We start from the raw sequence: 22,033 nt of genomic DNA, 5'->3' as shown, positions 1-22,033 counted from the left end.
GGACGACTGGTGGATGGACTTCCTGGGGTACCGGCCGCTGCCGGCACCCAGTACACCCACGGTGCCCAACAAGCCACCGCCTGCGCCCAGCACACCCCCGGCACCCAGCGCCCCGCCGATGCCGCCCGCGCCTGCCACACCGCCCGCGCCCACCATGCTCAGCAGCCCTCCCGGCTTCCGGGCACCGACCGCACCTGCCGCACCGCCCATGCCTCCCGCACAGCCCGCACCTCCTACGGCACCGGCAGCCACCGCCGCTCAGATACCGGACGACGATGACGACCAGGAGGAGGACGACGTGGATCCTCTGCGTCTGCGAGGGGCCGACCTGCTCCCCGAGTGGTGGCGGAAAAGGCTCAACAGGCCTGCACAGCCGGAACAGACAGAGCCGCCGGACTGCCCACACGCGCGCACCGTGCCCGTCCACGCCCAGCCCACCGGGGAGCACGTCGCGTCGATCTGCCTGGACTGCGACGAGCAACTCGACATCCCCGACCTGGACGCCGAAGTGCCCAGCAGCCGCCCGGCCGCACCGAGCAAACCCGGGCGTCCGGGCGGCCGGAAGAAGACACCGTCCGGCAAAACACCCACACTGCAGGCGACCCCGAGCCGGAGCTACGTCAAGCCGCTCCTGTTCACCGCGTCCGCCGGCGCTTTCGGGTACGTCATCGGCCTGGTCGACGCGATCGGCGCGTTCCTCCCGGCCGCCGACCACCAAGCCACCGACGCCATCGGCCTGACCCTCGCCTGCGCCGGCGGCTACGGCACCTGGCGCGTCCTCGGTGTGCAGGGCGTCGTCCGGTATCTGCCCGGCGGGATCATCGGCCGCGTCGTGGCCTCAGTGTTCGCCGCGTACGTGGCGCCCGGGCTGGCGCCGGACGGGGTGCAGATCCTCAACCAGTACGGCGCCTATGCCGGCCTGGACGCCTCCGGCATCGCGCTCCTGTCGACGTCGGCCGCGATCTGCGGGGGCCTGTACTGGCTGATCGACAGGCGTTTCAAGGCCTCACCGGCGCTCGTGCGCTGGTTCGTCCGCGTTCCCCTGGCATCCGCTCTTGTCGCCGTCGCCTGGTACGGCCCTGGCCCGCGCTGAAAGGCCCCACGATGTACACCCTCGCTTCTCCCACCGCTGACCTGGCCAAGGGCAACTGGGCCGGTTCCTGGACTCTGTCCGGGATCGCTGCCGTGATGGGCGTGCTCTTGTGGCTGGGCGTGGGAAACCACGTCAAGATCAACACCAAGGAACGCATCGCGGTCTTCGGCATCCTCACCGGCACGATGTTCCTCGCCGCCGGGAACAGCTGGGCCGATGTCATCACCGGGATCGGCACGATTCCGTCATCGGCCCTCGACGGCGCCGGCATCCCAGCACTCGGACCGGCCGGCCTCGGCGCCTGCCTGGGACTCACCGCCTACTTCCACCCTCTGGGGAACCGCAAGGGACTCACCGCGGTCCTCGCGCTCATGGCCTCGGCCTCTCTGGTGGAAGCCGGCGGTGTCTGCGCAGTCGTCCTCAACGCGTTCCGGATCACCATCTCTCACTGGACCGGCAACTGATGAAGATCACGATCAGTGTCTGGCGCGCCCTGGTGGTCCTCGTCGGGGACGAAGTGCGTGGTAGCGGCCTGCTGGCGCGCCGCCTCGTGGGCGGTGTGCAGCGGGCGTGCCAGGGCGCGCGGCATCTACCCGGGCGCGCGTCGGCCAAGAGCAGCGGGAAGGGCAAGGAGAAGAACAAGCCGGCGAAGAGCAGCGCGGTCGGGGAAGGAGACATGCTGGCCGGGGCTGGTGTTCCAGGAGGGAAGCCGGCAGACGGGGAGCAGGGGAAGCCGGCCACCGCGAAGGCCAAGGGCGGCAAGAAGAACAGCTGGACTGCGGCGGCGCTGCTGGCACCCAACAAGTTGATCGGCGTGGCGTTCGCCGCCTGGGTCGTCTACTGCTTCACTCACCGGCCCATCGAGCGCGGCTGGCACGCCGTGGCTCCGGATCTCGCCGCCCTGCTGCCGTGGGTGGCCGTGTGGTGGGCCGTGGCCGCGTGGCTGACCGCCCAGTACGACAAGAACGGCCGACGCACGGCCAGCACGGAGCCGGCGGCCGGTGGGGAAACAGGGCCGCAGGCCGGGGAAGCGCGGTCCGCCGCGCCGGACACGGCGCAGGTCCGCGCGGCCGGCCTGTGGCTGCTGCACCTCGTCTGCGCCCGGGTCTCTGCCGCCGTGACGGAGGGGCGTAGGGGCGTTCACTTGGCGACGCTCATCGATGAGGGGGCGGTCCCCGAGGCGTGGACGGTGGAGGCGCTGCGGGAGCACTGCGCCCGTCTCGGTATCCCCGTCAAGACGATGCAGATCCGAGGGAGCGGCCGGGGACCGACCCATGGGGTCCACGCCGACGAACTCGTGGCCGCTCTCGGGGCGCCGCTGACCGCCGCGACCAACAGCGTCGCCCAGCTGCTCGCCGAGGCCTCACAGAACCACGCGCCAGAGCCCGCTCCCGGGGTACTCCCGGTGCCTCCCACGGAGAGCCTCCCCGAGGCATCGCCCGAGGGGGCCCCCGGGCCGGTGGCGGGAGTGGCCCCCGGCCGGGCGGAGGAGGCCCCCGCCGGCCCCCGGAAGGGGGTCCCGTTCGAGCGGCTCCTGGGCGCCTGGCTCGCGGGCCGCAGAGGCCCCACCCGCACCCCCGGTCACACCCCTCCTCCCAACCCTGCTCCGGCCTCTCCTGGAAGGGGGTAGAAGCCCAGGTCAAACGACATCTACCGCCCATATCTACCGGTCGTCTACCGTGCTCTATCTACCACCTGCACCCGACCCTGAGAGCAGGACGCAATGCCGCACCTGTACAGCTGCCCCGTCTGCCGGGCCGATTCGCGCCCGTACGCACTCGAAGTCGCAGCCGAGCGGCACGGGCAGCAGCATCGCGATGAGCAGCACGGTGGCGACCACCCCTACGGCGAGATCATCAAGCCGGTGCCGTACCAGCTCGACCTGGCACAGGCCCGGATCCTCGTCGTGGTGATCGCAGTCATCGTCATCGCCTTGATCATCAAGGCGACCTGACCAGAGGACCACCACCGTGCAAGCACCACCCACCGAGCACTCCACCAACAAGATCACCACCTGGTACGCGGGCCTGCGCGCCCTGTACGTGCCGAGCGTCATCGCCGAGGCCGCACACCTCCTCGACGCCCTCCACGAGACCGCCGCCGCGCACGGGCATCCCCGAGAAGACCGCCTGGGCCGACTCGGTGGCCTCATCACCGCAGCCGCCGAGGCCACCGCCGACAAGTACCGGCGGCCCACGACGAACCGCCAGCTCGACGAAATCAACGAGCTCCACCGCGCGTTGACGCAGGCATTCACCGAGGCCGGGCTCACCATCACCGGCTCCCACGTCCGCATGGGCGTGGCCGTGGAGCCCCTCGAAGGCGGCCCCCGGTGGGGCTGGGACAACGCGGCAGGCCTGGCCGTCGCCCTCTACGCGGACAGCGGCTGGGAACTGATGGTCAACAACCCGCGCACCCGCGTCTTCACCATCCACGCGCCCGACACCCCGGACGGCGCCCGTGAGGTCGCCGCGATCGTCCACTCAATCGCGGCAGGAGACCTCCCCAACCCCTTCCGCTCCCAGTGACAGGCGGCCCAGTGGACTGGAAACAGGAACTCGAAGACCGGATCGCCGCCATGCTCCAGGCCGGCGCGACCTGTGACGCCGTCGCGCAGGAGCTGAACGTCGGCTACGTCCGGATCCGGCGCGTGCGCACCGAGCGGCACATCCCCGTACCGCCCGAGCGGGCCAAACGCACCCGGGCGGAACTCGACGTCCTCGAGGACCAGGCCGTGGCCATACTCCAAGGCGGCGCCTCGTACCAGGCGGTCCGCAGCAAGTTCCGGCTCAGCCCCAACCGCATCTCCCACCTGCGGAAACGCCACCGGATTCCCGTCCCCTCCTACGACAAGCAGGCCGGCCAGCGGCGCACCGTCGACGAGGCCTTCGCCCTGTACGCCCAGGACACGGCACGCGGACACGTGCTGTGGACGGGACCGCGCAGCGGCCGGAGCGCGGACCTCCTGGCCGCCGGACGCAGGCACAACGCCCGCCACGTCGCCTTCCGGAAACACCACGGCCGCGACCCCCAGGGCCGCGTCTGGCGCACCTGCGACGAACCGGGCTGCATCGCAGGCGCCCACCACACCGACCACCTCATCCGCAACACCCGCGAAGGGAGCCACTGATGCCCAGGACATCCCGGCCGCGCCGGGAGCGCGAGGAGCGCCAGCACCTCCCTGGCATCGCCGACATCCGGATCATGGCTGACGAAGCCACCACCCAGGTCGTCCTCGACGTCCTCCGCGCCGCCTTCACCACCACATCGGCCCGCGCTTACGACGGCGGCCGCACCTATCTGCAGCTGGACGCCGGCTGCACCGCCCCGGACGACTGACCACCGCCGCAACCAGGAGTACCAACGTTGAACCACACCGACACCAGCCGCCCTCTGCCGGACGATGGTCAAGCCGAGATCATCGTTCTGTCCGCCGACCGCGACGCCGCCCAGCTCGTCTGGGAGAAGACTGCCACCGCGCTCGGCTACCACGGCAGTCCGCGCCGGCGTCTTACCCGCGACGGCGGCGAGCAGCTCTCCGCCGTCGTCGACGCCCCCGAACACCCGTTGCCCGGCCAGCAGGGCGCTGCTGAGGACTCCACCAGCCACCTGATGGCCGGCCCCCGGATCACGATCGATGAACTCGCCGTCCACTGCTCCGCAGCCGCCGTATGGATCGACCAGCTCGCCCGCGCCGCCGAGACCCCCGACACCCCGGTCGAACTCGCCGACGACATCGAGGCCCTGCGCCGCGAAGCACGCGCGCTCCGGGAGCGCGCCGAGCGCTTGCACAAGGTGGCGCGCATCATCGATGGCGACATCCCCCTCGCCGCCGGGTTCACGAGCGGCGACAAGTGGGGCGCGTCCGCGTTGGACACGGACCGGGAGGACTTCGGCGGTCCGGCCGTCATTCCCACCGCCAACCAGCTGCTGCACCTCGCCGGCACCGGTGCCTGGGCCAGCACCACGCTGACGTACCCGGAAGGCATGGACGGTGTCCCTGGCTCGCTGTTGAAGTCGTGGGAATCGAAGACCGCCCAACAACGTCGGGCCCGGGAACGGGACGCGGCGATCGCGCAGGAGGTCCTGCGGATCGAGTGCGAACGATGCGAGGCCGGCAGCGGCGAGCCCTGCCGTACGAAGACCGGACGGGCCGCAGAGCAGGCCCACACGCCGCGCCAGCGCGAGGCCGAGGTGAACGTGGACGCCCGCATCGGCTGGCTCGGCGACAACCCGGTCGCCGTCGACGAACCCTGACGGTCAACTACGGTCAGCGCGCCCTGCGGAGCACCCACGCCAGCGTCTATGGCGCGGTAGACAGATCGTAGCGCGGCCCCGTCCCAGGCCAGGACGGGGCCGTCGTCATGCGGTGGGCAACTCGGCGCGGCGCCGGACGTACTCCTCGACGACGTCGTACTTGGCGGCCAGCTCCTCATCGTTCAGCCGGTCGTCAGATCGGACGATCCGCCAGCCGTGCCACGCAGCGATGTAGGCGTAGTAGCGGCCCTCGTCTTCTCCGACTGGCGGCAGATCGGCTCCACCGCCGACGCCCTCCAGGCCGCCGGCTACACCTGGCGCGGCGTCGCCGTCTGGCACAAGCCCATCGCCCGCCCCCAGCCCGGCCGCCTCCGCCAGGAGTGCGAGTTCATCCTCTGGGGCAGCAACGGCGCCATGGTCCCCGGCAACCAACCCGTCTACCTGCCCGGCCACTTCCCCGGCAGCCAGCCCCGCGGCAACACTCGCGTCCACATCACGCAGAAACCCGTCGAGGTCATGCAGCAACTCGTGCGCATCGTCCCCCAGGGCGGCACGGTCCTCGACATATTCGCCGGGTCAGGCACGACCGATGCCGCCGCGCTCCTCGAGGACCGTGGCTTCATCGGCATCGAACAGTCCGCCGTCTACGCCCAGTCGGCCCGGGACCGGCTGCCCCTGATCGCCCCCCACGCCGCCGTGTGACTTCCAGTCGGGTGTTCCCGGGAGGTCTGCGTCTCGCTGCGTGGCTGCCTGGTAAAGCGGCCGACAGCGGGCCTCATGCGAACAGATTCGCGACAGCGCACCGCTGATGGGACGGGTAATAGAACCTGATGTTACGTATAGGCATCGCGCTTCCCTCGCGCGTTCACACCGAGCATCCACCGGACATGATCGGCACTCCAGCGTCGTGCCTAGCTCTTCGGCCGACGCAGGGAGACCGCACATCTGCAAGTTGAGGGGGCACATGCTTAAGGCGAAGTTCAAGAAGCTCGCCGTGACCCTGTCCGCGCTCGGCCTGGCCATGAGCGGGGTCGCTGCCACGGAAGGAACGGCGCAGGCGGCCAGCACCGGCTGGGTCTACATCGCCTTTCCCAAATGGCTGGGAAACTGCACCAACGGCACGGTGACCGGCATCCAGGCGTACACGGACTACTGGAGCACCAACTGGGACTGGGGCGACGATCTGGTCTACGGCAGGGTCGGACTCGGGCAGAAGAACACAATCATCGCGAACATCTTCTGCAAGAGCGGCCGGGCCGGCTACTACCAGTACGTAGCCCGGTACGACGTGGTGCCCACGCGCAACAACCAGACCGTCTGGGTAGGACAGACAGGCTGGACGCGTAACTAACACTCCGGGTACACCCGGAACCGACGAGGCCCTCCGCGCGTGTAGCGGAGGGCCTCTGTCCGTCCACGGAAGTCGAAGCCCCGCCGACCGCCTGACGGCGCTTCAGCGTGTGCGAACCCCCGAACACACCGTCACAACTCCGCCACTCCCTGCCCGAAGAACTGTACGGACGTTCACTATCGCCCGCATGCGACGAACCCTCACCATCACGGCCACCGTCCTCCTGCTCGGCCCCCTGGCCGCATGCAACAGCGGCAGCACCAAGACCCACTCCGCCAAGACCTCCAGCGCCACCGCCAGCCACTCCGCGAAGCCCACGAAAACCGCTGCACCAGCGAAGGCCGGCAGCACTGGCACCGCCGCGAAGAAGCCGCCCACAGCGCAGGCACGGAAGAAAGCGGCAGCGATCCTCACACAAGAGGACACCGACTTCCGCACCTTCCTCTCCAAGGGCCAGACGACCGTCGGCACAACGGACTTCACGGCCTGGTACCAGAAGGCCGTGGTCGGCCTCGACATGAAGCAGACCGCATTCTCGAAAGCCGACGCTCTCTTCACCGCCGACAACGAGCCGACAGATCTCCTCGAGCAGTGGCGCTCGGACAACGGGGTCGCGAACGCGACAATCACCCAGTTCGCCAACGACGGCACCAGCCCGGACGCACCGAACGCGAAGACACGGAAGGACGCCTCCGACGCACTGAACGCCTTGGCGAAAGCCGACAAAGACGCCGCGAAGATCGCGAACGGGAGCTGAACCGCAGGCTGCGGGAACCACCCCGCGGCCCCTCCTGCGCGGTCCGGACCGGCCAAGGCTCAGACCCGGTGTCAGCATGTCCGATCGCGAGCTGCGCCGCTGCCCCCAGCTGGCATCTGCTCCCTGCAAAGCCCCACGCTCAAGGAATTCCGAGCTCGGATTTCAACGTGGCCGCCATACTGGCCGCATGACCGATGTGTCGCCAATGTTCCCTGAAGGCGCAGGGCAGTTGATCCACGCGATCCTCGCCCCTCCCACTCCGGAAGGGCCGCCGTACACCCACGACGCCACGCCACGCCCCTGCGCGGAGTGCACCAGGGCCGGCGACCCAGAGTGCCGCGACGGACTCCTCTACCGCGACGGCGGCGAGGCCCTGGACTACGCCGACGTCTACGTCGGCCGCTGCTCACACTCCTGCCATCAGCCGCAGCCGGCGTACACCATCACGCAGGAGCGGTAGCCGTGGCCTTCCACACCTTCGGCCGCGGATGCGCGCCCGACGGGACGCTGGCCGTCAGCATCGAGCGCTTCGGCGACAACTACGTGGCCATCGACCTGGACCCGGCCGCAGGCGTCGCGCACCTCACCGCGGACGAGACACGAGCGGTGGCCGCCGACCTCCTCGCGCACGCCGACGAACTCGACAGCGACCAGACCTGCGAAACCCACGACGTGCCCATGACCGACGGCGTCTGCTCCAGCTGCCTCGCCGACTCCGCGCACGCCGGAAGGTGAGACAGCATGACCGCTTCAGAGCCGTATCGGTACAGCACCCTGCCGGGCTACGGCGTGCTCCCTGACGAGCAACTGGTCCCGTTGATCGCGGCGATCGTCGACCCCACCGGCCAGACCACGGACACGGCCGAGCGGGCGCAGAACATCATCCGCCTCGTCCGCGCCAACACCACCTGCATCGGCGACATGAACCGAGGCTGCTACTGATGCCGGACAACCCCTACGTGCCCCTTCCAGGCGAGACGACCCAGGCGCTTAGCGATCGGCTCGGAGCCCTGGGTTGGGATCCGGAGTACGTCACCGACGTTGAGATCAAGATGACCTTCCCCGACCCCAGCACCGGCCACGCCATGCAGTTCTCCGAGTTCTGGCTGTCCTGGCACCTGGTCGACGGACGACTGGCATTCGGTATCGGCGACGACTACGGAGCCCCCGAGCGCACCCGCCTCGACTGGCGCACCCGCCTCGACATCGAAGCCGACGCACCCCCCGAAACGGTCGCCGTGGCGGCCGACCGGGCGATGCACTGGCTGTGGCACTGCGATCAGCGGGACGCGCTCAGCGAGTTGCACGAGAAGTACATGCTGCTGAGCGCCATGGAGACTCGCATGCAGGAACTCGGGCGCCGGATGATCGTGACCCCCGGCATGATCCGGGACGCGCTCAAGCCGAGCCCGAGGTGGACGCCGTGACCGACACCGACCACCTGGTGGTGTGGCTGCGGGAGGCCATGAACGCGGCCACGCAGCGAGCACAAGCGGCTGCGACGGAGACGGGCAGCGCCGAGTGGGAACATCACGCGCACGGCAGCCTCAACGCCACGGGCACGCCTGGGTTCATGGTGGCCGAGGTCGATTACCTCGACCCGGCGCCCGGCACGTTCATGGCCGACAACGATCCGGCCGCCGTGCTGCGTCGGATCGCCGCCGACCGGAAACTCCTCGACGACTTGCTCGGCGAGAAGCACCAAGTCGTCGAGGGAGACTGCTGGTACACCTGCGCCGCTGCCACAGAGGAGCGGGATGGCGGTGAGACGTGTGACGACTCCAGGCTCGGCAAGCCCTGCGATTGCGGCCGGGACACACGCGTGGCACGGCGCGTACTCCTGCTCGCCAAGGGCTGGGGCCGAAGCGGGGAGGAGTAGCGGTGACGGGCGAGCTGGCCGTGCTGGAAGCGGCGTACTTCGCCGCTCTGGAGGCCCACAAGACGCATCCGCCGCGTCTCCGGCGGGGCCGGGACGGCGTGTACCGGTGTGCGGCCTGCGACTCAGCTGGACGGTGGGAGCGGATCGTGGACTGGCTGCTGTTCAACCGGCGGGGATGGATGCGCCGCGCTGAGATTCGATACGTCGTGTGGCGCGCAGGGCGGGCGTCGTGACGGGCACGGACCGAATGGTGTCGTGGCTGCGGGAGACGCTGGCCGCGGCGCAGGCCGATGCGGAAGGGGCGACTCCCGGGCCGTGGCACGTCACTGACTACCCCTACGGCTACGACTTCGCCGCGGTCATCGGCACCCGCCCCCTGGACTGCGACGTCGTTGCCGGCAGCCACGACAACGGAGGTGGTGTACGGCTCGCAGACGCCCGGCACATCGCCCGCAACTCCCCAGCCGCCGTCCTGCTCCGGATCGCCGCTGACCGGAAGCAGCACGACGAGCACATCCCGGTTCCCGATCACGGCAGGTTCAGCCACTCCTACGGCGAGAAGTGCCCCGCCTTCTGCGAGGGCGAATGCCGCGACAGCCCGAAGGTCTGCCTTACCTGTCGCGACAGCTCAGGCGATCCGATCGAAGCCCCGTGCCGCAGCCTGAAGTTCCTTGCCGAGGCGTGGGACTGGACCGAGGAGACGCCCGAGCCGCAGGAGTGATTCGCTCGCCGAACGGGCATGTTTGACCCCTTTTCTTGCGTCTTGTGTGGCGTGTGGGGCAAGATCGAGGCCTGAACAGGTGCCATCCAGGTTCAGGTCGCTGCACGACGAACGGCCCCGCCTCGGCGGGGCCGTTCGCGCACCCGCCCCCTTGCTGTCCCGCCCGCTTCCGGGGAGGCCCCGCATGCCAACTCCCGCTCCCTGCCTCGGCGTCTGCAACACCGCCTGGCGCCGCGCAGAACACCAGCGCCGCACCGACAACGTCCCGCACGACATCCCCGTCACCTGGGGCGACCCGCTGCACTGCGACGCCTGCGTCGACCGCGCGCGCCGGCACCTGGCCGAGCTCCCCGAACTCCTCGTCGCCATCAGCCTCGAACCCCTCCACGGCACACGCGGCGCCCCCACCGCTTCGACGACCAGTGCGCCCACCGACACCACACCGTGGCCCGGTCAGGCCGCTCGGCTGATGACCGACCACATCGCCGGCGGACTCGCCGAAGTCGCCGCCGACGTACGACGTCTCCGAGGCCTCGGCGAGCACCCGGTCCACGAGCCCGGCGTGCGGGAAGGGGAGTGGATCGGCCGCACGACCCGGCTACTCACCGCGCACGTCGACTGGCTCCTGCAGCAACACCCTCTGGCCGCCGAGTCCCATGAGGCCGCGCGTCTCGGCCCGTTGCTCGTCCCGTCGACCAACCCGGCCGCGCAGATCGCCGCATGGCACCGCGCCGCAACGCGCTTCACCGGCCGTGACAAAGCCCCCGAGACGAAACGATTCGCCCCCTGCAAGCGCTGCGGCGGCCCCTGGCTCACCGAATCCCGCGACCTCCGCCTCGTCGACGACGAGCCCTACATCGAATGCCAGGACGCCGACTGCCGCGCCCTGTTCACCCACGCCGAGTACCGGCGCTACGTCAAAGACCTCGCCGACCAGGAGACCGCGGCGCGGCGTGCGCCGGTTCACCCGGACGGCGCGCCGGAAGAAACCGCTGCTTGACGCGCTGCACATCACGCATGATGCTGAGCGCGGATCACTGTGTCCACACGCAGGAATGCCTCGCGACAACGCGGGGCCTTTTTTCGTTCCCGGACCCGTACACCTCGGAGGTGGCCATGGACCTCACCGGTGACCTCCAGCAGACACTCTGGACTGCTGCCGAAGCCGCCGAGGCAGCGGGCGTCGACCCCAACGTCGTACGGAACTGGAAGTACCGGGGACACCTCAAGCAGGCCCGCAACGATGCCGGCAAGCCCATCAGCAACCTTGCCGGCCAGCCACTCTTCCGAGCCGTCGACGTGATCCGCGCCGAAGCCGCCACCCGCCGCCGCGCCCGCCGCACCTACACCGCGCCCGTCGCCACTTATGCCTGACCAGCCGCCCCATAACCGTCCCGCACCACCAAGGCTCTCCGCTGTGGCACGCCAGCCGCGGCCGGAGGGAAGAGACCGCCGCCGGGCGGCGCTGAGGGTCGCCGATTCGACGGCGGTCCACCAACTCCACTGCCGGGGCGGGGCCGTTGCCGCGTCTGCAGCACAACCACCACCATCACCAGCATCTGGAGCATCACCATGTCCAAGGCGGCCATGCACGTCTTCATCGTGAACACCGGCGCACTGCCCACACTCAACGCCCACCGCATCGAAGCCGCGTACTACAGGACCGTGGCCGGCTTCACCACCTTCAAGAACTCGGACAATCAGGCTGTCTTCACCGTCCGCGACGACCACCTTGTGTCCGTGGAAAGGGCCGACGACGCCACGCCCATCGCCGATCTCCGGGCCCTTCTGGTGGCAGCCGACCGTGCGGACTCCGCAGTGGCGAGCACATGGGTCATGTCCGACGTCGACCCGGACGGCAAGGAGCTCGAGACGGTGTACGAGGTGACGGTGAAGGCGGTCCAGGGGAGCGTCGCGGATCTCGCAACCGTCTGAGGGACCACCACCTGGTGCTGGTCCACCACCAACTCCGCTGCCCGGACCATGCGCCCGGGCGGGGCGCCGTGATCCTTTCGGGACAGAGGCTCACCCCGGGCAGCGGTTCAACTCCTCACCACGCCAGCGGCTCCCTGCCTGGCGCCGTGGGGACGGATGCGTCGTACGCCAGCCGTTGCAGAGCGCCGGGGCAGCCCCGGAATGCCTGACGGCCGGGCGCGACACGCGGTATCCGCGAGGACCGCACCGGCCCCGGCGCCACGTGCTCCGCCGGGGCCGGCCGAACACCCCCCGCGCGCGTTCGGTGCAGCGCCCCCTGAGCGCGCGCGGGGCATGACCTCCGCCCCAAGATCGGAAACCCTCATGCCCGATACCCCCGACCGTGGCCCGGCCTGGGAAGCCGCGCAGCACCTCGTCGCCGAAGGCAAGCACGTCCACTTCGTCGCCGAGGGCGAAGCCTGGTGCGTCAGTCACCACTGCGCACCCAAGCAGCCCTGACCGCCGACGACTTGAAGCGACAGGGGGTGCGGTTGTGCGGCCGGTGACGCAGTCGATCCTTCACGACGACCCCGAGGGACGCCCGGGCAACTGCCTCCAAGCCGCGGTTGCGAGCCTCCTCGAGTTGCCTCTCCAGTCGGTGCCGCACTTCGTAGCGGAAGGGCCCGACTGGCTTGAGCGGATGGTCGCCTTCTGCAGCGCCCGCGGCTACCAGTTGCAGACGCAGCCCGTCGACCAGCATTGCGCCTATGGGATGGCCTGGGGGCCGTCCGAGCGCGGTGTGCGGCACGCCGTCTGCTGGGCCGGCGGCCGCATGTCCCACGACCCCCACCCCTCCCGCACCGGGCTGCTCCAGGTCACCGAGCTGATCGCGTTCACCCGCGCCCCTGCCGCCGACGGCCGCACACCCGCAGGAGACCCGCCCATGTCCTCATCCCCGAAGGACACGACCGACGCCGCCCCCGAGCCGGAGCCCGAGGCATGGCCGTTCCCCTGGCCGCCGCCCGTCCCACAGCTTGGCGCCCGTGTCCACTACCGCCTGGACCACGCGAATGTCCGCGCCATCCACCGCCAGCGCGTGGCCGCGCATGTGCGAGGAGCTGCGGTCCGCGCCGGTGACGTGTGCCCGGCCGTCATCGTCCGCGTCTCGGGCGACGGTTCCGACGCCCCGTGCAACCTGCAGGTCGCCCTGGACGGTCCCGACACGTTCTGGGTCCAGCAGGTCGCCAGCGGTACCAGCGACGGCACTTGGGCGTGGCCCGCACGCCCGGCAGGAGTCTGACATGGCAGCCCTCCCCAGCACCGTCGCCGTCCCGTGCCCGATCTGCGCCGCGCCGTTCGACCTGCCGCTGTCCGCCGGGCCCCATAGGAAGGTGGGCGGCCGCCTGGTGGTCGGCCTGACCATTGACACCGAACCGCTGAAAGCCCACTGCGCAGCCGAGCATCCGCCCCCTCCGGCCGGCGACTGCCAGCCGGCGCCCGGGGAGGCCGCGGTCGCCACCCAGGCGAGCGTCATCGTGAACGTCACCCGCGCCCGACCAGACGACGGGGCGTTCGCGCGCGGCATTGCTCGCGGCGCCGCCGAGCAGGCCCGGCTGGACGGGCGCCGGAGGTACTGATGGCCGAGCCGAAGCCGAAGTTGAACCGGCAGCAGCGCCGTACCCGCCAACGCCAGGTGATCAAGCAGGTCCTCGACGGCCCCCCACGGACGCCGGTGTGCGGGCAGGCGAAAGCCGCCGCCCGGGCCCGCGCCCGAGCAGCGAATCCCCAGGAGCCCCAGATGCCCAAGAAAGGCAGCATGGGGGAGAAGTCACTCGCCCGGGAGCGGAAGGCCGCCACCGGCAAGCCCTACGCGGTGTGCCTGGCCGAGGTCCGAGCCGAGTGGGCCGCCGAGCGCGGTGACCAGACGGGGCAGGCGGAGCCGTGAGCCGCGCTCGGGCTGATGTGCCCCACTCCAGCGAGCTCCGCATGGTCATCACACGCGCGGACGGCACGGTCGAGGACCACGGTGTCGTCGCCGCCCACTACACGAGCCCGTTGCGCGCGGCCTGGTGGCAGGCGGTGGGCCGGCTGCTCGCGAATCGTCGTATCGCCCGTTCCAACCGCAGACGAAGGAGGGCTGCCTGATGGGAGCCGTCATCACATCCAAGGGCCGCGAGGTCATCGCGGGCCGTATGCGTGGCTCGTCGCCCACGCAGGCGGAGCCGCTGAACCTGGCCTGGGGCAACAACCCGGCCGGCCTCACCGCGGCGGCCACCGACGTCGCCCCGTTCAAGGAGGCGAGCGAGTCCCGGGTGGCGGGGACGTCGTCGATCGTCACCACGACCACGCCGTCCGACACCTACCAGGTCACGGGCACGTTCACGTCCGGGTCGACACAGTCGATCGCCGAGGTCGCGCTCTCGGACACCTCGTCGAAGCCGACCGCTGTGGACGCGGTCCAGACGTCGTCGGGCGTGATCGGGTCGAACTCGTCGACGAACCTGATCGTCGCCAGCGGCGCGAGTTTCTCGGTCAACCAGTACATCCAGATCCGCACCGAGGTCCTGAAGATCACCGCGATCTCGACGAACACCCTGACCGTGACCCGGGCGCAGAACGGGTCCACGGCGATCTCCACGATCGCGCTGAACGACGTCGTGACCGGCGGCAACATCCCCGGCGTCTCCAACGTCACCAACGGCACCGTGTTCTTCAAGGCCGACCACGGCGCGCAGAACCTGTCCACCGGCGACCAGGTCTCTTACACGCTCACCACGAAGTTCTCCTGACCTCCTGACCTGACCGGAGGGTCCTCGTGGCGCGATTGTGGACATGCGGCTTCGAACTGCAATCAGCCACCGGCGGAGTCGAGGTCTCCGAGGTATCGACGAGCGCGCCGACGATCTCCACCAGCATCAAGCGTGCCGGCGGGGCGTCGATGCGCTTCAACCCGTCGGCCACCGTCCAGTACGTCGGCCACGAGTACGCGTCGACCTCGGCCTCCACCCACATCTTCGTCCGCATGTACCTGTACGTGGCGACGATGCCGAACGTCGACACGATCATCATGGCGAACTGCGACGGCCTGGGCTCCCCGGGCCGCACGCCGCGCCTGTTCCTGCAGACCAACGGCACCCTGCGCAGTTCCACCGGGTCCGGTACCACCCATACCTACGTCGGCGGCTCCTCGGCGACGCTGAGCACCGGGCAGTGGTACCGGGTGGAGCTGGACTACGACCCGTCCACCGACATCCAGCACGTCTACCTCGACGGCACCGACTTCTCCGGTGCCGTGGCCGGAGCGGGCTTCACCGGGTTCCAGACCTCTGCCATCCGCGTGGGCGCGTTCACCGACGTCGTTGCCGGGTCCACCACCTGTGACCTGTACATCGACGACATCGCCGTCAACGACAGCACCGGCACCGCCCAGAACAGCCTCCCCGGGGCGGGCAACGTCGTCCACATGAAACCGGACTCCGCCGGCGACGCCAACGCCTGGGCAACCGTCGTCGGCGGTACCGCAGGCGTCGCGAACAACTTCACCCGTGTCAACGAGGTCACCCCCGATGACGCGACCTCGTACAACGCCACCACGGCCACCGGCACGACGACCACCGACGATCTCAACTTGGCGTCCTCTGCCTCGGCCGGTATCGGCGCCGCGGACGCGATCGCCCTGGTCGCAGTCGGCGGTCGCGTCGGCAGCACCGCGACGACAGCCGCGAGCATCGTCTACCGCCTCAAGTCCCAGGCGTCGGGCACCGTGGTGGAGTCGGCGTCGGTGACCGTCGCGCTCAACGGCTGGTGCACGCACGTCAACAACGCCATCCGGCCCTACCAGCTGACCTCCTACACCGACCCGCAGGCCGGAGGCTCCTGGACACCGGGGCTCCTGGACACCGCGCAGATCGGTTACCGCGGCGATATCTCCCAGTCCACGACCCGCCGCGTCAGCACCCTGTGGCTCCTCGTCGAATACGTGCCCGCGGCACCGCCGCACCTGACGTTCCTGCGCCAGGCCGTGGCGCGCGCTGCCCTGAGATAGGAGACACCCGTGCCGGGTAACTACGCCTACACCGTCACCACGGCGAAGATCACGCTGACGGCGTCGGCGACGAAGTCCCTCATCCTCCTCGCCCCGGGCACACCCGGACTCAGGCTGACGGAACTCGGGGTCAGCTTCGACGGGTCCTCCGCACTGACGGGTGTCCAGATCGACCTGTACCGCGTCGCCACCCTCGGATCGCCGGCCGGATCCAGCGCCACGCCCGCCAAGCTCACCGACGACAGCACTCCCGCGGCGACGGCGACAGCGCTGACCGCACTCAGCACCGAGCCGACGTCGGTGACGATCCTCCGCTCCTGGATGGTCTCCCCGTTCGGCGGCCTGCTGGCCCTGCAGGAGGTCCTGGACCGGGAAGTCGGCGCCATCACCTCCGGCGCCCGTCTCGGCCTGCGCTACACCACCGCCGCCAGCGTCACCCCCGGCTGCGTCGCCTACATGGGATTCACGGAGTAGCCGATGTCACGCTTCGGGCGCGGCAGGCCGCACGCCCCGATCACCATCCCGCCCGTCCGGGCCACGGGCCCTGCCGTCTACAACATCAGCGCCGGCGCAACGGCAGCCCTGAACGCCGGGACCGGGCGCCTCGCGGGGCTCGGCCGGACGGCAACGCTCACCTGCACCGCGGCGTCCGCGCGGCTGATCGTCCTCGCCGTACTCGCTGCGATCGTTTCGCTCACCGGCAGCAGCCGCCGCACGACGGGCCTGCTATGGGCCGCGACCACCACCTCCACGGCCGCCGCCGGCCGCACCGGCTTCCTCACGAGGTCCGCGACCGCCATCCTGACCGCGGGGACAGCCCGCGCCAGTTCCCTCGCACGTGCAGCGGCCATCTCCTCCACACCCGGGGCGGCCCGCTCCGCGTATCTCACGCGGTCTGTGGCCATCTCCTGCGCCGCATCCACTGGCCGCACCACACTGCTGGCCCGCACCACCACCGTCACCCCCGCAGCCGCGGCCGGGCGTCTGCTGGCCGTCGTCCTGGCCGCCATCACATCCACCACCGGGCGCTGCGGCCGCGCCGCGGCCCTGGCCCGCGCGGCCACCACCGCCACCCTCAGCGGCCTGAGCCGCGCCACCGGACTCGGCGCCCTCCCGGCCCTCCTCACCACCGCACCGGCCGTACAACGCCGGGGCGCTCTTGCTGCCCCCGGCGTGGTGACGCTCACCGGTGGCGTCACCCTGGGCCACCTGGTCGCCCTGGCCCTCCAGGCCGTTCTCACAACCCCCGCCGGTGTGGCCCGTGCTGTCGGGCTGCCCCGCGCCGTGACCATGGTTGCGGCTGCAGGCCGGGCCTCGACGGCCGTCCTCGCCCGGGCCGCCACCACCGTCGCGGCCCCCAGCCTGGTGCGCACGGGCCGCCTGCTCCGCGGTGTGACCGTCACCGTCTCCACGAGCGTCGCCCGCGCGACGGCCCTGGCCCGGGCCGCGGTCGTGACGCTCGCAGTCGCGTGCCGCAGGAACCTGGCGACCACCCAGGCCGCCACCGTGACCCCGACAGCAGGCGTCGCCCGCACCCTGGGCACGATGCTGGCCGCGCTCCTGACGACCACCACCACAACCCGGCGCACAGCGGGCCTCCCGATCGCCGCCGACGCGGCCACCGCGGGCGGCACCGTGCGGCGTACCGCTCTGGCGAGGGTGGCGACACTCGCGCTCACGAGCACCATGGAGAGCGGGCAGGCGTTCGTGCAGCAGCTCGCCGCCGTGGTCACCACCACCGCGGCGGCAACGATCAGCCAGATCGCCCGGGGCGTCATCCTGGCCGCGAGCGTGGCCACCACCGGCGCCCTCACCCGGGCCACAAGTCTCCGGGTCGCTGCCACCGCCGTACTGGCGGGGACCGCGGCCCGCGCGACCGCCTTGTCCGGCCAGGCCACGCTGGCACTCCAGGGAGCGGCGGCCCGCACCGGTCTCCTCGCCATCGGCGGGACCGCGACCGCCGCCCCCGCAACAAGCCGGTCCACCGGTCTGCTGCGCTCGGCTCCCGTATCCGTAACCGCCGCGGCACGACGCACCACCGGGATCGCCCAAGCCGCGACGGCTGCCGTCAGCGCCCAGCTCACCCGCATCCCGCACTTGTATGCGGCTGCCACCAGCGCGTGCACCGCTGCTGCCGGCCGCCGCCTCGACACCCTCTTGACGGTGGCGGTCACCGTGTCCGCCGCCACCCGCAGGCTCATCGGCCAGGCCGCGGCAGCCACAGCAGCCACGAGCGCTGCCTCCACCATCCAGGGTGCGATCGTCATCGTCCTCGAGGCAGCCCTGGCCCTCGGCGCGGCCACCAGCCGCCGTGCAGCCCTCGCCCGCACCGTCGTAGGAGCGACGGCCGCGGACGCGCGCCGGGTCATCGGGCAGAGGGCCACGGCAACGACCACCGCGGCGGCGACCGCGCGGGCCGCGCTGGGGCTCCTGCTCCAGGCCGTACTCACCGCAGGGCCTGCCACCCGCCGGAGCACCAGCCTCCACCGGGCTGCGGCCCTCACCGGGGTGCCCGGCGTCCGCCGCAGCATCACCGTCCTCCACCAGGCGGCAGTCCTGGCCGTGGCCGGCATCGTCTCGGGCCGCTACTTCGAGGTCGTCCTCCACGCTCTCACCGGCCTTACCGGCACGGTCACGGCGGTACGCGGCAACCTCCGCCGCCTGTTCATCACTGCCACCGGCCCCTACAGCCGCTGGCAGGCCGGACAGGGCCCTCCACGCTGGCGGTCCTGGCTGACGGGCTCCCGCTGGGACATCGACGAGTAGGGAGCGCCCTGTGCAGACGATCCAGCGGGAGTCACGCGAGTACGTCGGCGCCGAGGTGACCGTCACCGTCCAGGGCCAGCCCTACAACCCCACCGGCGACGTCGTCGCGTTCGCCTTCCCTCCCATCGGCGGACGCCCGGCGACCTGGTACGAGGGCGGGTGGGACGGCAGCCAGCCGATCCCCGGCACCACCGCCTACCGCGCCCAGGTCCTCGTTGGCCCGTCCAGCAGTGGTCCCACCCTCGACCCCGGCAGGTACGCGGTCTACATCCGCGTCACCGACAGCCCGGAGCAGCCCGTCATCCCGGTCGGGCAGCTCACCGTCACCTGACAGAACGGAGACCGGCGTGGACCCCCTCACCCCGCCCGAACCCGCGCACTTCCCCGTCCCCGCCGAGAACGCCCTCGCCCCGGTTGCCGCAACCACCGCGCCGATGCCTGTTCCCGGGATTCCAGCCGGCCGTGGCTGCTCGGCGTGCGGGGCCCCGGCCAAGGTGCACTGGCAGCGCAGGCCGACGTGCGACGAACTCGACGAGATCCTCCGAGCCGAGACGAACCGCCGGGTGCAGGCGCTGAAACTCGCCGACGTCCAGAAGCCGGCCCCCGTTTTCCCCCCGCTGCCCAACGCCGTCGACACCACCCGCATCGTCCACGCCTGCGGCGCCCACGCCATCAGCCTCGAGGCAGCCGCCCTCATCCACGCCTCCTGCTGCACCGCGCCCAACGAGGCCGACCTCCCGGGCTGCGACTGCACACCGGAACCCCGGCCCGTCGCACCGGCCGAGGAGGAGCAGGGCTGGGAGCTCCCGGCGCACTGGGTGACGGGTGGCCAGTGATGGCCAACCACACGAAGAACCTCGTCACACCTACCGAGAAGCGCCGCTGCACCGCCCACAAGAAGGGCACCGACGGTGCGAAGGGGGATCGCTGCGGTGCCTGGGCCCTCAAGGGCCAGAAGGTGTGCCGCGTCCACGGAGGGAAGGCACCCCAGAACCTGAAGGCCGGGAAGCGGCGAGTGGCCGAGGAACGGGCCCTCGAGCTGGTCCAGATGTACGGGTGCAAGATCGAGACGACCGCCTCCGAGGCGCTGCTCGAGGACGTGCAGTGGACCGCGGGCCACGTGGCGTATCTGCGCGACCGCGTCCAGCAGATCGAGAACCAGGCCGAAACAGACGATCACGACGACGAGGACGATGAGGACGACGAGGAGGGCGCGGCTTACGGCCGGCGCCGCGACCGCCGGTCCTCGCTGGTCTGGGGCGTCACACGCCAGAAGGTCGGCGGCGAGGACCGCGGAACCACCTGGGAAGCAGCCCCGAACATCTGGCTGCGCCTCTACCAGGCCGAACGCGCGCACCTGCTCAAGGTCTGCACAGCGGCCATCAGCGCGGGCATCGAGGAGCGCAAGGTCCGCATGGCCGAGCAGCACGGCGCCCTCGTGGCTCAGGTGATCCGGGCGATCCTCAACGACCTGGAGCTCACTGCCGAGCAGCAGGAGCGGGTCCCGCAGATCGTGCCCCGGCACCTTCGCGCTCTGGCCTCGTGAGCTGAGGGAGGCGGCTGCCCATGGCCGCCACACTCAACTGGGCCGAATACGCAGCCCGCTCATTCGAACCCCGGCCCGACGCCGACCGGTGGCCAACCCCTGGCGCGCTGGCCAAGGCCGTCGAGCCGGACACGCTGCAGACGCTGGCGCTCGACCTGGTCGACGAGGCAGTCGCGTGGGCGTACAGCACGCCCGACTCCCGGTTGATCGTCTCGATGCCTCCGCAGGAGGGAAAGAGCCAGCGCGTCACCAAGACCGGGTCGCTGTGGGCTCTGCACCGCAACCGCGACTTGAAGATCGGGATCGTCTCCTACAACAAACCGCTGGCCGAGGAATTCGGCAGGGACATCCGCAACTGGGTCACCACCTACAACGGCGACGAAGGCAGCCTCGACCTGGGCCTGCGGATCGCGCGGGACAACGGCGCCGCGTCCCGCTGGCAGCTCGCCGGCCACCGCGGCGGCGTCATCTGTGTAGGCCTCAAGGGCTCCCTGACGGGCCGTCGAGTCGACGCACTCGTGATCGACGACCCGTTCGCCGACAAGGAGCAGGCGGACAGCGCGTACTACCGCGACCGTGTCTGGGGCTGGTGGCAGAGCGTCGGGTCGACGCGCCTCTCAAGCGGCGCGCCCGTGATCGTGATCCTGACCCGGTGGCACGAGGACGACCTCGCAGGCCGTCTTATCGCCGCCGAGGACGGGCACCGCTGGCGGGTCATCAACATTCCTGCCCTCGCCGACCACGACCCCGAAAAGGGACAGACCGACGCACTCGGCCGGTCGCCTGGGGAGTGGCTCAAGTCGGCCCGGGGCCGCACCACTGCGCAGTGGGAAGCGATCCGGATCACAGCGGGTACGCGAGTCTTCAACGCCTTGTACCAGGGGCGGCCGTCGCCCGACGCCGGTGACGTGTGGCGACGTCAGTGGTGGCGCCGCTACAGCGTGCCGCTGTGGTCCCAGCACCCGACCGTCCCGGGCGCCTACCGCGTCGAGGAGTCCGATGGGCTCGTCATGTCGTGGGACATGGCCTTCAAGGACACGAAGAGCTCGGACTTCGTGGTGGGCCAGGTCTGGGCGCGGCGCGGCGCGAACGTCTACCTCCTGGACCAGATCCGCAAGCGCCTCACCTTCACCGAGACCTTGACCGCGTTCAAGGCGATGGTGGCGCGCTGGCCCCAGGCCACGGCGAAGTACGTCGAGGACAAGGCCAACGGCACCGCCGTCATCAACACCCTCAAATCGAAGATCCCCGGCATCGTCGAGGTCACCCCGACCGAGAGCAAGTACGCCCGGGCCAACGCCGTCGCCCCGCTCATTGAGGCCGGCAACGTCTTCCTGCCGACGGGGGAGATCGCCCTGTTCGAGCCGGACAAGCTCATCAACGAGGCCGCGGAATTCCCGAACGGGGCCCACGACGACCAGGTCGACGCCACCAGCCAGGCCCTCTCCCAGATGCTCCTCGACGGCACCGGCGCACAGGCCTGGATCGACTACGTCCGCCGCAAGGCCGAAGCCCTCGTCCAAGCCCAGACCCAGACCGATGCCGAGCAGAGCGCCGCGCCGGAACAGGACGCGGCCACCGAGTCCGCTGACGAACCGACCACGCCCCAGCCCGCTCCTGCCCCCGCTGAGGACCCGGCCACCGCTCGCCAACGAGCCCGGAACGCCGCCTTCCGCGCACACACCAACCTCAGATAGGAGGCTC

At 70.7% G+C, this 22,033-nt stretch carries 34 protein-coding genes and 1 pseudogene; all 35 read left to right on the top strand.

Features of this window, described 5'->3' with window-relative positions:
• Positions 1-9: 9 nt before the first annotated feature.
• The 35 genes and pseudogenes from SPR02S_RS63250 to terL all read left to right on the top strand — a co-directional run bounded on the left by SPR02S_RS63250 (position 10) and on the right by terL (position 22,026).
• The gene (locus SPR02S_RS63250; protein WP_158697876.1) at positions 10-279 is read left to right on the top strand and encodes a hypothetical protein; all 270 of its coding nucleotides are present in this window, start codon (positions 10-12) and stop codon (positions 277-279) included.
• Between the two features lie 19 nt (positions 280-298).
• Complete coding sequence (locus SPR02S_RS26225) at positions 299-1,093, top strand: hypothetical protein (protein WP_158697875.1); 795 nt, start codon at positions 299-301, stop codon at positions 1,091-1,093.
• Between the two features lie 11 nt (positions 1,094-1,104).
• The gene (locus SPR02S_RS26220) at positions 1,105-1,557 is read left to right on the top strand and encodes a hypothetical protein (RefSeq protein WP_019059978.1); all 453 of its coding nucleotides are present in this window, start codon (positions 1,105-1,107) and stop codon (positions 1,555-1,557) included.
• A complete protein-coding gene (locus tag SPR02S_RS26215; RefSeq protein WP_019059977.1) occupies positions 1,557-2,723 on the top strand; it encodes a hypothetical protein in 1,167 nt (388 codons plus the stop codon). Before SPR02S_RS26220 ends, SPR02S_RS26215 begins: the two co-directional genes overlap by 1 nt.
• A gap of 93 nt (positions 2,724-2,816) precedes the next feature.
• A complete protein-coding gene (locus tag SPR02S_RS26210; protein ID WP_019059976.1) occupies positions 2,817-3,047 on the top strand; it encodes a hypothetical protein in 231 nt (76 codons plus the stop codon).
• 16 nt (positions 3,048-3,063) lie between these two features.
• Positions 3,064-3,621 (top strand): hypothetical protein, encoded by a 558-nt coding sequence (locus SPR02S_RS26205; protein WP_019059975.1) that lies wholly within the window; start codon positions 3,064-3,066, stop codon positions 3,619-3,621.
• An 11-nt stretch (positions 3,622-3,632) separates the two neighbouring features.
• Entirely contained in the window at positions 3,633-4,223 is a 591-nt protein-coding gene (locus SPR02S_RS26200; protein ID WP_019059974.1) for a hypothetical protein, read from the top strand.
• A complete protein-coding gene (locus SPR02S_RS26195) occupies positions 4,223-4,432 on the top strand; it encodes a hypothetical protein (protein WP_019059973.1) in 210 nt (69 codons plus the stop codon). Before SPR02S_RS26200 ends, SPR02S_RS26195 begins: the two co-directional genes overlap by 1 nt.
• Before the next feature lie 27 nt (positions 4,433-4,459).
• Positions 4,460-5,350 (top strand): zinc finger domain-containing protein, encoded by an 891-nt coding sequence (locus SPR02S_RS26190; protein WP_019059972.1) that lies wholly within the window; start codon positions 4,460-4,462, stop codon positions 5,348-5,350.
• A 246-nt stretch (positions 5,351-5,596) separates the two neighbouring features.
• Positions 5,597-6,052, top strand: a pseudogene (locus SPR02S_RS56345) (DNA-methyltransferase); the annotation flags it as partial.
• Between the two features lie 262 nt (positions 6,053-6,314).
• Positions 6,315-6,701: a hypothetical protein gene (locus tag SPR02S_RS26180; protein WP_019059970.1), complete on the top strand. Its 387-nt coding sequence runs from the start codon at positions 6,315-6,317 to the stop codon at positions 6,699-6,701.
• Between the two features lie 187 nt (positions 6,702-6,888).
• On the top strand, positions 6,889-7,458 hold the full coding sequence (locus tag SPR02S_RS26175; RefSeq protein WP_019059969.1) for a hypothetical protein: 570 nt from the start codon (positions 6,889-6,891) through the stop codon (positions 7,456-7,458).
• A gap of 187 nt (positions 7,459-7,645) precedes the next feature.
• Positions 7,646-7,918 (top strand): hypothetical protein, encoded by a 273-nt coding sequence (locus SPR02S_RS26170; RefSeq protein ID WP_158697874.1) that lies wholly within the window; start codon positions 7,646-7,648, stop codon positions 7,916-7,918.
• 2 nt (positions 7,919-7,920) lie between these two features.
• A complete protein-coding gene (locus SPR02S_RS26165; RefSeq protein WP_019059967.1) occupies positions 7,921-8,193 on the top strand; it encodes a hypothetical protein in 273 nt (90 codons plus the stop codon).
• Positions 8,194-8,199: 6 nt separating this feature from the next.
• A complete protein-coding gene (locus SPR02S_RS26160; protein ID WP_019059966.1) occupies positions 8,200-8,400 on the top strand; it encodes a hypothetical protein in 201 nt (66 codons plus the stop codon).
• Positions 8,400-8,885: a hypothetical protein gene (locus SPR02S_RS26155; protein ID WP_019059965.1), complete on the top strand. Its 486-nt coding sequence runs from the start codon at positions 8,400-8,402 to the stop codon at positions 8,883-8,885. Before SPR02S_RS26160 ends, SPR02S_RS26155 begins: the two co-directional genes overlap by 1 nt.
• Positions 8,882-9,337, top strand: a complete 456-nt coding sequence (locus SPR02S_RS26150; RefSeq protein WP_158697873.1) for a DUF6221 family protein — start codon at positions 8,882-8,884, stop codon at positions 9,335-9,337. Before SPR02S_RS26155 ends, SPR02S_RS26150 begins: the two co-directional genes overlap by 4 nt.
• A 2-nt stretch (positions 9,338-9,339) precedes the next feature.
• Positions 9,340-9,570 carry a hypothetical protein gene (locus tag SPR02S_RS26145; RefSeq protein ID WP_019059963.1) on the top strand — a complete coding sequence of 77 codons (231 nt, stop codon included), beginning with the start codon at positions 9,340-9,342 and terminating at the stop codon, positions 9,568-9,570.
• The gene (locus SPR02S_RS26140) at positions 9,567-10,058 is read left to right on the top strand and encodes a DUF6221 family protein (protein ID WP_158697872.1); all 492 of its coding nucleotides are present in this window, start codon (positions 9,567-9,569) and stop codon (positions 10,056-10,058) included. Before SPR02S_RS26145 ends, SPR02S_RS26140 begins: the two co-directional genes overlap by 4 nt.
• 184 nt (positions 10,059-10,242) lie before the next feature.
• The gene (locus SPR02S_RS26135; RefSeq protein WP_019059961.1) at positions 10,243-11,058 is read left to right on the top strand and encodes a hypothetical protein; all 816 of its coding nucleotides are present in this window, start codon (positions 10,243-10,245) and stop codon (positions 11,056-11,058) included.
• Between the two features lie 116 nt (positions 11,059-11,174).
• Complete coding sequence (locus SPR02S_RS56340; RefSeq protein ID WP_106437013.1) at positions 11,175-11,432, top strand: hypothetical protein; 258 nt, start codon at positions 11,175-11,177, stop codon at positions 11,430-11,432.
• 198 nt (positions 11,433-11,630) lie between these two features.
• A complete protein-coding gene (locus tag SPR02S_RS26125; protein WP_019059959.1) occupies positions 11,631-11,993 on the top strand; it encodes a hypothetical protein in 363 nt (120 codons plus the stop codon).
• Between the two features lie 363 nt (positions 11,994-12,356).
• Positions 12,357-12,491, top strand: coding sequence for a hypothetical protein (locus SPR02S_RS65750; RefSeq protein ID WP_019059958.1), 135 nt, complete (start codon positions 12,357-12,359; stop codon positions 12,489-12,491).
• Positions 12,492-12,534: 43 nt separating this feature from the next.
• Positions 12,535-13,272 (top strand): hypothetical protein, encoded by a 738-nt coding sequence (locus tag SPR02S_RS60470; RefSeq protein WP_019059957.1) that lies wholly within the window; start codon positions 12,535-12,537, stop codon positions 13,270-13,272.
• A gap of 1 nt (position 13,273) precedes the next feature.
• Positions 13,274-13,609, top strand: a complete 336-nt coding sequence (locus SPR02S_RS26110) for a hypothetical protein (protein ID WP_019059956.1) — start codon at positions 13,274-13,276, stop codon at positions 13,607-13,609.
• Complete coding sequence (locus SPR02S_RS26105) at positions 13,609-13,917, top strand: hypothetical protein (protein WP_019059955.1); 309 nt, start codon at positions 13,609-13,611, stop codon at positions 13,915-13,917. Before SPR02S_RS26110 ends, SPR02S_RS26105 begins: the two co-directional genes overlap by 1 nt.
• Before the next feature lie 41 nt (positions 13,918-13,958).
• Complete coding sequence (locus tag SPR02S_RS63245) at positions 13,959-14,117, top strand: hypothetical protein (RefSeq protein ID WP_019059954.1); 159 nt, start codon at positions 13,959-13,961, stop codon at positions 14,115-14,117.
• On the top strand, positions 14,117-14,761 hold the full coding sequence (locus SPR02S_RS26095) for a hypothetical protein (protein ID WP_019059953.1): 645 nt from the start codon (positions 14,117-14,119) through the stop codon (positions 14,759-14,761). Before SPR02S_RS63245 ends, SPR02S_RS26095 begins: the two co-directional genes overlap by 1 nt.
• A 26-nt stretch (positions 14,762-14,787) precedes the next feature.
• The gene (locus SPR02S_RS26090) at positions 14,788-16,017 is read left to right on the top strand and encodes a LamG-like jellyroll fold domain-containing protein (RefSeq protein ID WP_020684214.1); all 1,230 of its coding nucleotides are present in this window, start codon (positions 14,788-14,790) and stop codon (positions 16,015-16,017) included.
• 9 nt (positions 16,018-16,026) lie between these two features.
• The gene (locus tag SPR02S_RS26085; RefSeq protein WP_019059952.1) at positions 16,027-16,491 is read left to right on the top strand and encodes a hypothetical protein; all 465 of its coding nucleotides are present in this window, start codon (positions 16,027-16,029) and stop codon (positions 16,489-16,491) included.
• Between the two features lie 3 nt (positions 16,492-16,494).
• Positions 16,495-18,783, top strand: coding sequence for a hypothetical protein (locus SPR02S_RS26080; protein ID WP_020684213.1), 2,289 nt, complete (start codon positions 16,495-16,497; stop codon positions 18,781-18,783).
• A gap of 10 nt (positions 18,784-18,793) precedes the next feature.
• Positions 18,794-19,114 (top strand): hypothetical protein, encoded by a 321-nt coding sequence (locus tag SPR02S_RS26075; protein ID WP_019059951.1) that lies wholly within the window; start codon positions 18,794-18,796, stop codon positions 19,112-19,114.
• Positions 19,115-19,130: 16 nt separating this feature from the next.
• A complete protein-coding gene (locus SPR02S_RS56325) occupies positions 19,131-19,619 on the top strand; it encodes a hypothetical protein (RefSeq protein WP_019059950.1) in 489 nt (162 codons plus the stop codon).
• On the top strand, positions 19,619-20,329 hold the full coding sequence (locus tag SPR02S_RS26065; protein ID WP_019059949.1) for a hypothetical protein: 711 nt from the start codon (positions 19,619-19,621) through the stop codon (positions 20,327-20,329). The genes SPR02S_RS56325 and SPR02S_RS26065 overlap by 1 nt, the downstream gene beginning before the upstream one ends.
• A gap of 20 nt (positions 20,330-20,349) precedes the next feature.
• Entirely contained in the window at positions 20,350-22,026 is a 1,677-nt protein-coding gene (gene terL / locus SPR02S_RS56320; RefSeq protein ID WP_019059948.1) for a phage terminase large subunit, read from the top strand.
• The last annotated feature ends 7 nt before the right edge of the window (positions 22,027-22,033 follow it).

Origin of the sequence: Streptomyces prunicolor NBRC 13075 (assembly GCF_000367365.1) — a bacterium.
Classification (GTDB): Bacteria; Actinomycetota; Actinomycetes; order Streptomycetales; family Streptomycetaceae; genus Streptomyces; species Streptomyces prunicolor.
Note: the sequence above shows the minus strand (reverse complement) of the source record. Positions and strands in the feature narration are given on the sequence as shown.